Raw genomic sequence first — 12,105 nt, forward strand, 5'->3', positions numbered from 1 at the left:
TGCGTGGCACCCATCTGATTTTATCGCTGGCGGCAAAAGTGGGAGGCTCTCTGACCTTAAGAAGGGAGGCCTCTCCATGCTCGTTTTGCGCGCTGTTCCCCCGCCACTATCCCCGCTTCTCATGCCTGCGGCTGATCGCGCCGTTGACGCTTCCCGCCCGCTGCAGCCGCAACCTGATCCGACCACTGTTGATGCAGGCGCCCAGGTCATCCCGGCCCGAACCAAGCAGCCGGCGGGTCTGCGGGCCGCGCTGGCAGACCAGGCAAACCTCAAGCTCCTGGCGCGCAAGCTCCACGAGGTCGCCACCCGATTGGGCGTAGACGCTGCGCCTCAGGCAGTGCTGGCGGCGCTGGAGAGTACGCCGATGGGCATCGACCCCGAGTCGTCCCATGCGCTGCAGACCGGTCGCAGCATCACCTTGGCAGCCTTTATCAAGCATCTGGGTTTATTCCTGCCCTCCAGTCATTTTCATCTCACCAGCCTGGCCCAGGCGCTGGATGAAAAAGCCCTGGAGCACCCTCTTGGCGATTTTGGCGGTGGGTTGTCCTGGCCGGTGCCCATGAGCCCAACTGAGCAGCACAAACTTGGCGTGTTGACCCAGAGTTATCTGGGTGAGCAGCCACAAGGCAGGCAAGGCAAGGGGGTGTTGGGTTTCCTGCACGCTGGCCAGCCAGTCGCCGCGCCTGTGCTGGGCAACCCCGCCAAGGCTCTGGAGTCGCTGGTCAGTTCCAGCGAGGGGCAGCGGCTGGGGAAGTACTTGCAGCAACAAATGAGCGGGATAGCCACTGACCGCAGTGCCGGCGACTATTTGCTGGCCGCCATGGCTGTACAGATGGATCCCGAGCCCATCGGCGCTCCCCAGCGCAACAAGGTGGCGGGTTTCGACCTGGCCAGCGAGAAGCACTGGGGCCAACCCGCTTCAACGGTGGTAGCGGGGTTGAGCGAGCACCTCAGCGCTGGAGGCAAGACCAGCCCGGAAATGGCCGGGGTGGGCGCCTATCTGTTGCTGGCCAAAGCGGCTCCCGAATTTCTTATCAAAGACATCCCCGCCAGCGTGACCTATGGCAGTTCGGCCTGGGTCAGCCTGGCGATTGCGGCGGCGACCATCGAGGCCCAGTCGCCGGGCAAAGTACCGAACATGACCTTTGTGCAGGTCATGCAGCAGGCCGAGCGCGCAAGGCTGGCTGATCCGGACATCACCCAGCGTGCACAGCAGGCTGCGCTGGTGGACTGGGGGGTGGTCAATGGCCTGCTGGTGCGCAAGGCGGACGAACGCTACACCAACCAAGAACTGGACACCCTCCAGAACACCTTCAATACCCGCCAGCAGCAAATGATCAGTGCCAGCCGGTCATTGGACCAGGCCCTCCCTGGTCGAAAGGCACTGGCGCTGGCCGAACTCAAACAACGGTTTGGCGATCTCGGTGGGCTTTTTGAAGAAAGGTTGATCAGCACCACAAGTTCCCCGCGAGGAGCGCCGGGAACGCCGGCCACCCGATTGGTCGGCCTCCATTCGTTGCTGGATATCGCCATGATGGACCTGCCTTCTCCAGCCTTGTTCTATTCGGCGGACAGCCGCATCCCCCTGGCCGAGTTGAATGCCAACTACCGGTTTGGCACAACCGAGTCGTTCAACCAGCAGTTCAATGATGTCATCCAGAGTAAAAAGGCGGCGGTCACCACAGCCGTCAAACACTTGATCGCGCAGCTTCCCCTGGAGGACCGAAAGAACTTTGAATATGGAAAGATCGCCTTCTATCAACGTTCATCCCATACGCTCGGGCTGGGGTTCTCCGATAAAACCCATCATCCCAAGGGGGTGGAGCTGCTGGTAAAAACCGAACGCGAGGGAAAGACCGCGGCGTACGAAATAAACTTTGCCCAAGGCACTATTCGATCAACTGAGCCCTGGCAAGCCGAGGAGCGTCGTTCCAGAAATGCCAACCTGGTCTACGAGACCAAGGCGTTCACACCTGCCGCCAGCCAAGCCCAGCAACAAGAACAAACAACACCCGTGGGTAACCCGTTACTTGATAGTTTTGCGACGGCACGCACTCAATACATTGCGCAGGCATTTGTCGAACACCTTGATCTTGATGATCCCGCGATAAAGGAACACGCGAGAGGGCACACCACGCTGGACGCACAGCGGGGCAGGGCCAAGGTTGTTGAAACGTTTTTATTGAACCTGGTTCCGCTGCGTTCGGCGATTGTCAATTTCCAACAGGGCAACTATGGCGAGGGCGCCTTTGACCTAGCGCTGGATATCTTTGGCTTCCTGACTGCCGGCGCGGGCGTCGCCGGAAAGCTTGGCAAGTTAGGCAGCGCAGCCATATCCGGGACGGCCAAGGCCTTGCAGGGAGCGAAGATCATTGGTGCGGCCACGATTGGCGCCTTGAACCCGCTTGGCGGGTTGGGTGACTTGAGCGTCGGCGGTGCCAGGCTGGTCGGCAAAGGGCTCGCCAAAGGTGTCGGCGGGGTCAATAGGCTCAGGGGCACTTCCGGCAGCTATGACCTGTTGAAGGCTGTCAGCAACGACTATGGCGTAGCGGCCACCGGCAGGTTCAAGGTGGCAGGGCGCAGTGTCGAAGCAGGGGCCGTCCTGCATAACGGCAAATGGTATGCCTTTGATGCCGACAGGCTACGTGCCTATGGTGGGCCTCTGCAGGACTTTGTGGCCCAGACCAGGGCCGTGGACGGCGCGCTTGCCATGGGACGTGTCGCGCCGGGCAGCGACTTGGGCAACAGGATGCTCGTCGAGTACAGCGTTGCGCCCTCGAAAATAGCCGGGCTGTCGCGCAACAGCCAGGGCGTCTATGTTGCGGCTGACGGCCACTTGTCCCATATCCGCCATACCGACAGTGCCGGTGAGACGGCTGTGTATGAGGTTAGGCAAGTCACCCGTACCGAAGAGGGCGTGGTGCAGGCACGGATCTATCACCGTGGCCGGCAGACGCCGCTATTGGTCCAGCATGTACAAGGTGATCAATGGCAGCGCCTGAATCTGTTGGGCGCTGCTCCGATGCCGGTGGCAGCCGATCTGGGCGCTGTAATCGGGCAAGGTGGCGAGGGCATTATCTACGCGAGCCTTGATGGCAAAAGTGTCTACAAGGATCTGGGGCCTACATCAATCAAGCCATCGGATAAGTACATCAATACGGAAGTGGTCTCGCTGAATAAATATTACGGCGAGGGTTTTGCCAGGGTAATCATCGAGGATGGGCGTAAATATATAAAAATGGGGCGGATCGAAGGTGTGGATCTGAGCAAGTTCGAGCGCAATGGCCTGCCACCCGAGGCGCGTTCATTGCTGGATGATGTATTGGCGCAAATGGAAGCCAAGGATATCTATCACAGTGACCTGCAATTAAAGAACTTTATGTACTCTGCCAAAGACCAGAAAGTTTACCCGGTGGATATGGATTCCCAGGGCTTGGAGTTTATGGTGCCGGTGGTCATGGACACATATAACAGGCATAAAGAGGCGCTGCGCGTGGCCTACAGTGGCCTTGTCGCTAAACCTTCTTGATGGGGGGCCTGGACACCCCGCCGCGTGTCAGCGGCGGGGGGCAGTCTTAGAGGTTGAAGTCCCCGGCAGCCACCAACTCGCTCAATGGCCGGCGCGGGCTTGGAGCTTCACGGGCTTGGAGGTATTGCGCCAGGGTCGACTTGTCTCCCAGCTTGCCCACGGCGACCGCCGCATGCAGCGCATACCCCTCGGGGATTTTCAGTTCCTTGCGGGTCAGTTCCTGATCGAAACCGGCCATGCCATGGGTGTGCCAGCCGCTGATGCTGGCTTGCAGCGCCAGGTGGCCCCAGGCCGAGCCGGTATCAAAGGTGTGCCACAGGGCAGGGGTTTCTTCGCTGGCGCCCGGCACCGCAAAATCGGTTTTCGAGACCACGATCACCAGCGCCGAGGCATGTTGCGCCCAGCCACGGTTGAATTCGTTCAGCAGGCCAAGGAAGCGCTGCCAGTCCGGCGTATCGCGACGGGCATAGAGAAAGCGCCAAGGCTGCGAGTTGTAGGCCGAAGGCGCCCAGCGCGCGGCCTCGAAGAAGCTCAGCAAGGTTTCCTCCGGGATGCTTTCCCCGGTAAACGCACGCGGCGACCAACGTTCGGTGAACTGCGGGTGGATCGGATAATCGGCAACGCGTGCTTCAGTGCTCATAAGCGCATCCTGATGGAAAAACCGGCCTTCAAAGCTACTGCGCCACCGCGTACCTGACAAGTCTTGCCCTACCGGTAGTCGTAAGCGCTTGGCCCCAGGGGGCTTGGGCACTAGACTGGCGGCCTTTTAACATACCGAAACTGATGTAGAGCCATGGCCGCCAAAGTCGAACCTTTCTGGATACGCAAAACCCTTGAGCACCTCGACCAGGAGGAATGGGAGTCGCTGTGCGACGGCTGTGGCCTGTGCTGCCTGCAAAAGCTCGAAGATGAAGACGACAACAGCGTCTACTACACGCGTATCGCCTGCAAACTGCTGGACCTGAAAACCTGCCAGTGCACCGACTACCCTAACCGCCGCGACTCGGTCCCCGATTGCATCCAGCTCACGCCGGGCCAAGCCGATCAGTTCAAATGGCTGCCGCCGACCTGCGGCTATCGCCTGGTGAGTGAGCGCAAGGACCTGCCGCTCTGGCACCACCTGGTCTGTGGTGATCGCGATGCCGTGCACCACGAACGCATTTCCCAGTCCGGACGCATGCTCAGCGAAGGCAGCGTGCCCGAGGATGATTGGGAGGATTACCTGATTTTCCGCGCAGGCTGAAAAGGAGAGCGTATGACGGTCCAAGCCAAGCTGGCAGTGAGCCTGCTGTTGTTGGGGTTGAGCGCGTCGGCGTGGTCGGCGAAAAAGGTCGACCTCGACTATCACGTCAAACTCTTGCCCCAGAGCGATCAGGCCGAAGTCCGTTTAAGCCTGTCCCAGGGCTCGGCGGTGCGCAGCCTGGACTTCGACTTGGGGCGCGACGGTGACTACAGCGATTTCAAGGCCGACGGCCAGTGGCAGGTCAGGCCTGACGCGGGGGCCAGTCGTGGCCTGTGGCAGCCGGGCGCCGACAAGGCCAGCCTGACCTACCGCGTGCGCTTGAGCCATGCGCGCAAGGCCGGTATCTACGAATCACGCATGACCCCCAGTTGGGCGCTGTTTCGCGGCGAGGACCTGGTGCCGGCGGCCCGTCTGGACCAGCAGGATGGCGTGGAACTGGTGTCGCGGCTGACCTTCGAGCTGCCGGCGGGGTGGAAAAGCGTCGAGACGCCCTGGCCGCGGATCGGCAAGCACAAATTCCGTATCGACAATGTGTCCCGTCTGTTCGACCGGCCCACTGGCTGGATGCTCGCCGGCAGCCTGGGCAGCCGCCGTGTGCGCCTGGGCGAAACCGAAGTCACCGTGGCCTCGCCCAAGGGCCAGGCCATGCGGCGTATGGATGTGCTGACGTTGCTGACGTTCGTCTGGCCTCAGGTGCAAGCGGCGTTTCCCAGGCACCCGGCCAAGCTGCTGGTAGTGGGCGCCAGCGACCCAATGCGCCGTGGCGCGTTTGCCGCACGCGATTCGGTATACCTCAATAGCCGCACGCCGCTGGTCAGCGAGAACGGCAGCAGCCCGCTGATTCGCGAAGTGGTGCAAGCCATCGGACGGTTCAACGACCACCAGGGCAGTGACTGGATCAGTGAGGGGCTTTCGGAGTACTACGCCATCGAGCTGCTGCGGCGTGCGGGTGGTATCAGCGATGAGCGTTATGTGGCGATCCAGGCGCGCCTGAGCAAGGATGGCAAGGGCGTGACGACCTTGCGTGGCGAACACGTCAGCGGTGCCACGGTGGCGCGGGCGGTGGTGGTTTTGCAAGAACTGGATCGCGAAATTCGCCTGAAAACCCACAACAAGCGCTCACTGGATGACCTGACCCAAGCGCTGATGCGCCTGGACAGTATCAGTACCAAGGAGTTTGTGCAGTTGGCTGAAAGCGTGATCGGCGAATCGTCCGTGGTGCTCGACAGCAAGCTGCTGCACTGACCGGGCCCGTGTAGGAGCTGGCTTGCCAGCGATGCAAGCGGCTCGGTCCATCAGATGTACCGAGGTGACGCTATCGCTGGCCAGCTCCTACATTTTGATTAATGTCAGCCGGTGGTTTTTTCGGCAGCCACTTCAGCCCGGGTCTTGAGGTTCTTCAATTCCTCGCCGGCCCGCTCGATCTTGGTCCGCACACTATTGATATCCTGACGGCTTTTTTCCAGCAGCGACTTGGCCGAGCTATGGCCGCTGATCCCGCGCGCCAATGCCACGCCGCCAATCGCCACCTGGATCAGGCCGAAAAAACCGCCCCGGCGAATGCCCTTGCCCATCATCACCACGCCACCGGCCAGGGAGCCAATGCGCTCCCAGCCCTGGACGTTCTGGGTCGGCTGGGTCTGGAACGGCGTCGATTCAATCACAGGTTCGAGGGTTCTGCTGTCGCTCATGGTCTGTCTCCAACAAAGGGCCATTGATATGCAACTGACTGTCGGCAGTTCAAGGATGTTCCCAAAAAGTCAGTACTTGGGTCCCGAACGGGTGTTATTGCCCTTGGCCAAGCGGTCGTAGAGCACCACATTGACGGTGGCTGCCAGGTTCATGCAGCCGGTGGTCGGGATGTAGATCACGTCTTCGCACCAGTCGCGGATCTCTTTGTCGAGGGAGCCGTCTTCGGGGCCGAAGATATACAGCGCCCGATCAGGATGGGTGTATTCCGGCAGCGGCCGAGCGCCCTCTACCAGTTCCACGGCGACCGGGATGCAGCCCAGGGGCAGGATTTTCTTCAGGTCGTCGATGCCGATCAGCGGGATATCGTGGTGGACCTTCTTGGTGTCGGTAATAAAGTCCCGGGCCCGCTCATAACGTTTACCGGTGTAGAACACCGAAGCCACCCCATAGCAGCCGGCGGCACGCATGACCGAGCCAACGTTTTCGGGGGATTTGGGGTTGTACAGACCGATGCAGCTGTAGCGTTTATTGCCCACGGGAGAGGGTGCCTTCGAGAAAAACCGCGATTATACGGGGATTGCTCGAACAGCGGTCGGTATAGAAATGGCGGGTCTGGGGGATTGTCATCGCGGGCAAGCCCGGCTCCCACATTTGAAATGCATTCACCTGTGGGAGCCGGGCTTGCCCGCGATAGCGTCGTTGCGTTCAGCGCCGAGCGTCAGTCGTCCTTTTTCATCAACCCCGCCAACGCCGCAAACGGGTTGTGCGTAGCCTTGGCGATGGTCGGGCTGCTGGTGGAGCCTTCGCCGAAATACTGTTGGTCGGTATAGCGGGAGTGTTCGTTGTCGTGGCAGTACAAGCACAACAACTCCCAGTTGGAACCGTCCTGAGGGTTGTCGTCATGGTTGTGGTTGCGGTGGTGCACGGTCAGTTCGCTGAGGCGCTTGCCAGCGAATTCACGGGCGCAACGGCCACACACGTGGGGGTACATTTTCAGGGCTTTGTCGCGGTAGCCCATTTCCCGGTCGCGCTGGGCATCGGCGAGGATGCGGTCCAGCTTGGCGGTGTGGGAGGGCGGGTTGGTCGAGCTCATCATGGCTCCTGTTCATTTATTGGATAGATCACGGATGACGTTGATTCTAGCTGCTCGCCTGGCAATTTGCCTCAGCCCTTGAGCTTCTCGGCAATCCAGATGGTATGCCGGGTGCCCTTGTTGCCATGGGCGAAGACTTGCACTTCCTCGGCCTTGAAGCCGGCCTTGCGCAGTTTGTCGCTGAACTGCTTGTCGGCGCTGGCCGACCACACGGCCAGCACGCCCTTGGGGCGTAGGGCCTTGGCGCAGGCGCTGAGGCCACCGGCGGAGTACAGCCAGCTGTTGGCTTTTTGCGTCAGGCCTTCGGGGCCGTTGTCGACGTCGAGCATGATCGCATCAAAGCCCTGGGGCTCGGCTTGCAGGACCTTGGCCACGTCTTCCAGGCGGATCACGGTGCGCGGATCCTGCAACGGGTTGCCGGATTTTTCTCCAAGAGGGCCGCGATTCCATTCCACTACGCCCGGCACCAATTCTGCCACGACCACTTGCGCCGTCTTGCCCAGGTGCTTGAGCGCCGAGGCCAGGGTGAACCCCATGCCCAGGCCGCCAATCAATACCCGCGAGCCGGGGCGCCCGGCAACTTTGCGACAGGGGATTTCTGCCAGGGCGTCTTCGGAACCGTGCATGCGCGTGTTCATCAATTGCCCGCCGTCACCACCCTGGATCTTGATCACAAAATCCTCGCCGTACTCGAACAGGCACAGGGCGCCGCCGTTATCGGGGATGGGGGTGGTGTCGAGCAGCACGAAACGTTTCATGGAAATCTCATTGGGAAGGGCATTCTTGCGCGGTTGGGAGTAGCCTTGGGACTGGTTAACAGTCAGGCCATGGAGCCATCGATGAAGTGCAGCATTCTAGCGGTCATTGTAGGGAGTGTGCTCACATTGGGTGCCGCACATGCCCAGCAGTTGCAACCCGTGCCGAACACACCGGCGACCACCACGGGTGCACCGGGTACTGCAACGCCGACCCCCTATCCGCAAGTCACCCCGCCGATGGCACCCAAGCCACAAGGGGCCGGGGCGCCGTTGTTGCCGCCGATTGAAATGCCCAAGCCGCCCAAGGACCAGACCTTGCCCGGCCTGCAGCAAAGCGACAGCAAGCCGAAGGCGCCGGCAGCGGGTTCTTAAACCAACCCCAGGGCCTTGAACACAAAGACGTATTCCAGGGCTACGTCACGCAGCCCCTGGTAGCGCCCGCTCATGCCGCCATGCCCGGCGCCCAGTTCGGTCTTGAGCAGCAGCAGGTTGTCGTCGGTCTTGGTGGCGCGCAACTTGGCCACCCATTTGGCGGCTTCCCAGTACTGCACACGGCTGTCGTTATAGCCGGCGATCACCAGCATCGCCGGGTACGCCTGGGCGCTGACGTTTTCGTACGGCGCATAGGCCTTGATCCGCTCGTACACCTCGGGCTCCTGTGGGTTGCCCCACTCGTCATATTCAGTGACGGTCAGTGGCAGGTCCGGGTCGAGCATGGTGTTGAGCACATCGACAAAGGGCACTTCGGCGATCGCTGCCTGGAACAGTTCCGGGCGCTGGTTGAGCACGGCACCGATCAACAGCCCGCCGGCGCTGCCGCCGCTGATGGCCAGTTGCTTGGAAGTGGTCAGGCCTTGGGCGATCAAGTGTTCGGCACAGGCAATAAAGTCGCTGAAGGTGTTTTGCTTGTGCTCCTGCTTGCCGGCGCGGTACCAGGCTTCGCCCAGTTCGCCGCCGCCGCGCACGTGGGCGATGGCAAACGCCACGCCCCGGTCCAGCAGGCTCAGGCGTGCATGGGAGAACCACGGATCGAGGCTGGAACCGTAGGCACCGTAGCCATACAGGTACAGCGGCGTTGGCTGGCCCACCTGGTCGCGCTTGACCACCAGGCTGATCGGCACCTGGGTGCCATCGGCAGACGTCGCCCACAGTCGCTGGCTGACGTAGTCGTCAGCGTTGAACTCACCCAGCACCGGGGTTTCCTTGAGCACCTGCTGTGCGCCGCTGGCCAGTTCCAACTGGCGAACCTGCGCCGGGCGGTTCAGCGCTTCGTAACGCAGGCGGATCTTGTCGCTGTCGAACTCCAGGCTGTTTTGCACATACAGGCTGTAGGCCGCGTCTGGTAGTTCCACGCGATAGCTCGGCAGACCTTGTGGGTGCACGTCGATCACCGGCAGGCCGCCAATGCGCAGGCTCAGGGTCATGGCGCGGGCATTGAGCGTCACGCCATCGAGCATCACCGCGTCATCGTGGGCAATCAGGTTGTGCCACTGCTCTTCGCTGGGCACGCTGCCGTTGTCCGCCGCCTGGAACAGCGCAAAGTTGATGCCGTCGCGGTTGCTGCGGATAAACCAGGTCCACTGGTCGTCCAGCTTGCCGTGGTCGACATCGTATTCATGGCCTTCAACCCGTGGCGCCAGGCAGGCAAATGCCTGTTGCGGCTGCTCGGCGTCCAGGGCCCAGATTTCACTGGTGGTCTTGCTGCCCAGGGCCAGGAGCAGTTGGCGCTCGGAACTGGAGCGGTAGCAATGCAGGAAGAAGCGGCCGTCGGGCTCGTGGAACACCTGTTCGGCAGCGGTACCGTCCAGGCGATAGCGATACAGTTTGTGTGGGCGATGGGTGTCGTCCAGTTCGCCGAAGAACAGCGTCAGGCTGTCGTTGGCCCAGGTCATGCTGCCGTCGCAATTTTCGAAGGTCAGTTCGCTGACCTTGCCTGAAGACAATTCCTTCACGTACAGGGTGTAGATCTCTTCGCCATTGGTGTCCAGGCTGTAGGCCAGGCGCTTATGGTCCGGGCTGATGCTGAAGGCACCGAGGGAGAAAAAACCGCCATTGGCCAGCACATTCGGGTCCAGCAGCAACTCTTCGGCGCTCTCATCGATCTGCTGGCTGTCGTCGGCCGGGCGCGGGCAGCGATAGTGGCGTGGGTATTCGTCACCGGCGGTGGTGCGCGTGTAGTACAGGTAGGGCCCCCAGGGCGAGGGCAGTGACAGATCGGTCTCGAGGATGCGCCCCTTGATCTCTTGAAACAGCGTTTCGCGCAGCTCTTTTTGATCATCGAGCTGTGCCTCTTGCCAGGCATTCTCGGCCTTGAGGTAGTCGAGCACCTCGCTGCTGTCGCGTTCCTGCAACCAGGCATATGGGTCCTGGCCTGGGGCGCTGCGGGCAATCGGGGCGGCAGTGATGTGGGTCGATGGAGGCATGGATCACTCTCTGTCTGGCAGTGGGCCGACGGCATTGCAGCCGTGGCACGGAAAAGCCGTTATCATACGGGCCTGTTTGCCTACCTTGCCATGGACACCATGACCGAGAACGACTATCTGACCGCTTGGGGCCTCTACGCCTTCGCCGCTTTGGGCTGCCTGCTGGTGTGGTTTCGCCTGACCCGCTGGATCTGGCGCTGGCTGCGCGAACCGCTGCGGTTGCTGATGGCGGTGCTGCTGTTAAGCCCGACCATTGTCGACCCGGTCAAGGAGCAGTTTGCCCCGGCCGTGGCCATCACCGCCCTGGATCTGCTGCTCAAGGTGGGCAATAACGCCTGGCGAGCGGTTTCCGATTTGCTCATGTACGCGATGATTGCCTTTGGCCTGTACCTGGTCTTTGTGCTGATCCGCTGGCCCATCGAGCGTGCCGCCAAGGCCCGGCGTGAGCAGAAGGCCGCCGCTGCGGCAGCGGTCGCGGCCGAGCCTGAAGACGACGAACCCTATGGCCGGCCGCCGGCCCCTGTCAGTGGCATGCGGGTCGAGCCGCGTCTTTAACGTTGTAAGCCCTGCATCGAGAGTCCTGGCATGTGTGAATTATTGGGCATGAGTGCCAACGTACCGACCGATATCGTGTTCAGCTTCACCGGGCTGATGCAGCGCGGTGGGCGTACCGGGCCGCACCGCGACGGCTGGGGCATTGCCTTCTACGAGGGCCGTGGCCTGCGGCTGTTCCAGGACCCGGCGGCCAGCAGCGAGTCTGAGGTGGCGCTGCTGGTGCAGCGTTATCCGATCAAGAGCGAAGTGGTGATTGGCCATATCCGCCAGGCCAACGTCGGCAAGGTCAGCCTGTCCAACACCCATCCGTTCGTGCGCGAATTGTGGGGGCGCAACTGGTGTTTTGCGCATAACGGCCAGTTGGCCGACTTCACGCCCCAGGCCACGTTCTACCGGCCGGTAGGCGATACCGACAGCGAAGCGGCGTTCTGTGACCTGCTCAACCGTATTCGTGAGGCGTTTCCCGAGCCGGTGGATATCGAGCAAGTGCTGCCGGACCTGATCGCCGCCTGCGCCGAATACCGCAGCAAAGGCGTGTTCAACTGCCTGCTCAGTGATGGTGACTGGCTGTTCTGCTACTGCTCGACCAAACTGGCGCAGATCACCCGTCGCGCACCATTTGGCCCTGCGCGCCTGAAAGATGTCGACGTGATCGTCGATTTTCAGGCCGAAACCACGCCAAACGATGTAGTAACGGTGATTGCCACCGAACCCTTGACCGAAAACGAGACCTGGACCCGCTACGAACCGGGCCAGTGGAGCCTGTGGCGGCGCGGTGAATGCGTGCGCCAGGGTACAACCGCATAAGGACG

At 61.5% G+C, this 12,105-nt stretch carries 13 protein-coding genes; 6 read left to right on the plus strand and 7 right to left on the minus strand.

Annotated features, from left to right (window positions below; all coding sequences use genetic code 11):
* Positions 1–106 precede the first annotated feature (106 nt).
* Complete coding sequence (locus BHC62_RS28105) at positions 107–439, minus strand: hypothetical protein (protein ID WP_143007527.1); 333 nt, start codon at positions 437–439, stop codon at positions 107–109.
* A gap of 318 nt (positions 440–757) precedes the next feature.
* On the opposite strand from BHC62_RS28105, the gene BHC62_RS11625 reads away from it, so the two are divergent.
* The gene (locus BHC62_RS11625; RefSeq protein WP_143007528.1) at positions 758–3,529 is read left to right on the plus strand and encodes a hypothetical protein; all 2,772 of its coding nucleotides are present in this window, start codon (positions 758–760) and stop codon (positions 3,527–3,529) included.
* Positions 3,530–3,575: 46 nt separating this feature from the next.
* Here BHC62_RS11625 and BHC62_RS11630 read toward each other — a convergent pair whose 3' ends face one another.
* A complete protein-coding gene (locus BHC62_RS11630) occupies positions 3,576–4,169 on the minus strand; it encodes a nitroreductase family protein (RefSeq protein ID WP_029292332.1) in 594 nt (197 codons plus the stop codon).
* A gap of 153 nt (positions 4,170–4,322) precedes the next feature.
* On the opposite strand from BHC62_RS11630, the gene BHC62_RS11635 reads away from it, so the two are divergent.
* Complete coding sequence (locus tag BHC62_RS11635; RefSeq protein WP_029292333.1) at positions 4,323–4,772, plus strand: YcgN family cysteine cluster protein; 450 nt, start codon at positions 4,323–4,325, stop codon at positions 4,770–4,772.
* 12 nt (positions 4,773–4,784) lie between these two features.
* Positions 4,785–6,017, plus strand: coding sequence for a hypothetical protein (locus BHC62_RS11640; protein ID WP_070995101.1), 1,233 nt, complete (start codon positions 4,785–4,787; stop codon positions 6,015–6,017).
* 104 nt (positions 6,018–6,121) lie between these two features.
* Here BHC62_RS11640 and BHC62_RS11645 read toward each other — a convergent pair whose 3' ends face one another.
* The 4 genes from BHC62_RS11645 to BHC62_RS11660 all read right to left on the minus strand — a co-directional run bounded on the left by BHC62_RS11645 (position 6,122) and on the right by BHC62_RS11660 (position 8,315).
* Positions 6,122–6,463 carry a DUF2892 domain-containing protein gene (locus BHC62_RS11645; RefSeq protein WP_070995102.1) on the minus strand — a complete coding sequence of 114 codons (342 nt, stop codon included), beginning with the start codon at positions 6,461–6,463 and terminating at the stop codon, positions 6,122–6,124.
* Positions 6,464–6,532: 69 nt separating this feature from the next.
* A complete protein-coding gene (locus BHC62_RS11650) occupies positions 6,533–7,000 on the minus strand; it encodes an RNA methyltransferase (RefSeq protein WP_003210674.1) in 468 nt (155 codons plus the stop codon).
* A gap of 182 nt (positions 7,001–7,182) precedes the next feature.
* A complete protein-coding gene (locus tag BHC62_RS11655; RefSeq protein ID WP_003210675.1) occupies positions 7,183–7,557 on the minus strand; it encodes a YajD family HNH nuclease in 375 nt (124 codons plus the stop codon).
* A gap of 71 nt (positions 7,558–7,628) precedes the next feature.
* Positions 7,629–8,315, minus strand: a complete 687-nt coding sequence (locus tag BHC62_RS11660) for a spermidine synthase (protein WP_070995103.1) — start codon at positions 8,313–8,315, stop codon at positions 7,629–7,631.
* Positions 8,316–8,396: 81 nt separating this feature from the next.
* On the opposite strand from BHC62_RS11660, the gene BHC62_RS11665 reads away from it, so the two are divergent.
* On the plus strand, positions 8,397–8,687 hold the full coding sequence (locus tag BHC62_RS11665; RefSeq protein WP_029292337.1) for a hypothetical protein: 291 nt from the start codon (positions 8,397–8,399) through the stop codon (positions 8,685–8,687).
* Here the strand turns inward: BHC62_RS11665 and BHC62_RS11670 are convergent.
* Positions 8,684–10,738 (minus strand): S9 family peptidase, encoded by a 2,055-nt coding sequence (locus BHC62_RS11670; RefSeq protein ID WP_070995104.1) that lies wholly within the window; start codon positions 10,736–10,738, stop codon positions 8,684–8,686. The genes BHC62_RS11665 and BHC62_RS11670 overlap by 4 nt on opposite strands.
* Positions 10,739–10,828: 90 nt before the next feature.
* Between BHC62_RS11670 and BHC62_RS11675 the strand changes: the two genes are divergently transcribed.
* Together BHC62_RS11675 and BHC62_RS11680 are read left to right on the plus strand one after the other, a co-directional pair.
* Entirely contained in the window at positions 10,829–11,293 is a 465-nt protein-coding gene (locus tag BHC62_RS11675) for a hypothetical protein (RefSeq protein ID WP_029292339.1), read from the plus strand.
* A 30-nt stretch (positions 11,294–11,323) separates the two neighbouring features.
* Positions 11,324–12,100, plus strand: coding sequence for a class II glutamine amidotransferase (locus tag BHC62_RS11680; protein WP_029292340.1), 777 nt, complete (start codon positions 11,324–11,326; stop codon positions 12,098–12,100).
* Positions 12,101–12,105: the final 5 nt, after the last annotated feature.

This window comes from Pseudomonas sp. 06C 126, assembly GCF_001855215.1.
GTDB classification, from domain to species: domain Bacteria; phylum Pseudomonadota; class Gammaproteobacteria; order Pseudomonadales; family Pseudomonadaceae; genus Aquipseudomonas; species Aquipseudomonas proteolytica.

What these genes read in the sequence shown, in the direction of transcription:
- BHC62_RS11675 (WP_029292339.1), top strand. Translation starts at nt 10,829, where the DNA reads ATGGACACCATGACCGAGAACGACTATCTGACCGCTTGGGGCCTCTAC.
- BHC62_RS11645 (WP_070995102.1), bottom strand. Translation starts at nt 6,463, where the DNA reads ATGAGCGACAGCAGAACCCTCGAACCTGTGATTGAATCGACGCCGTTC.
- BHC62_RS11665 (WP_029292337.1), top strand. Translation starts at nt 8,397, where the DNA reads ATGAAGTGCAGCATTCTAGCGGTCATTGTAGGGAGTGTGCTCACATTG.
- BHC62_RS11660 (WP_070995103.1), bottom strand. Translation starts at nt 8,315, where the DNA reads ATGAAACGTTTCGTGCTGCTCGACACCACCCCCATCCCCGATAACGGC.
- BHC62_RS28105 (WP_143007527.1), bottom strand. Translation starts at nt 439, where the DNA reads ATGCTTGATAAAGGCTGCCAAGGTGATGCTGCGACCGGTCTGCAGCGC.
- BHC62_RS11635 (WP_029292333.1), top strand. Translation starts at nt 4,323, where the DNA reads ATGGCCGCCAAAGTCGAACCTTTCTGGATACGCAAAACCCTTGAGCAC.
- BHC62_RS11655 (WP_003210675.1), bottom strand. Translation starts at nt 7,557, where the DNA reads ATGAGCTCGACCAACCCGCCCTCCCACACCGCCAAGCTGGACCGCATC.
- BHC62_RS11630 (WP_029292332.1), bottom strand. Translation starts at nt 4,169, where the DNA reads ATGAGCACTGAAGCACGCGTTGCCGATTATCCGATCCACCCGCAGTTC.
- BHC62_RS11670 (WP_070995104.1), bottom strand. Translation starts at nt 10,738, where the DNA reads ATGCCTCCATCGACCCACATCACTGCCGCCCCGATTGCCCGCAGCGCC.
- BHC62_RS11640 (WP_070995101.1), top strand. Translation starts at nt 4,785, where the DNA reads ATGACGGTCCAAGCCAAGCTGGCAGTGAGCCTGCTGTTGTTGGGGTTG.
- BHC62_RS11680 (WP_029292340.1), top strand. Translation starts at nt 11,324, where the DNA reads ATGTGTGAATTATTGGGCATGAGTGCCAACGTACCGACCGATATCGTG.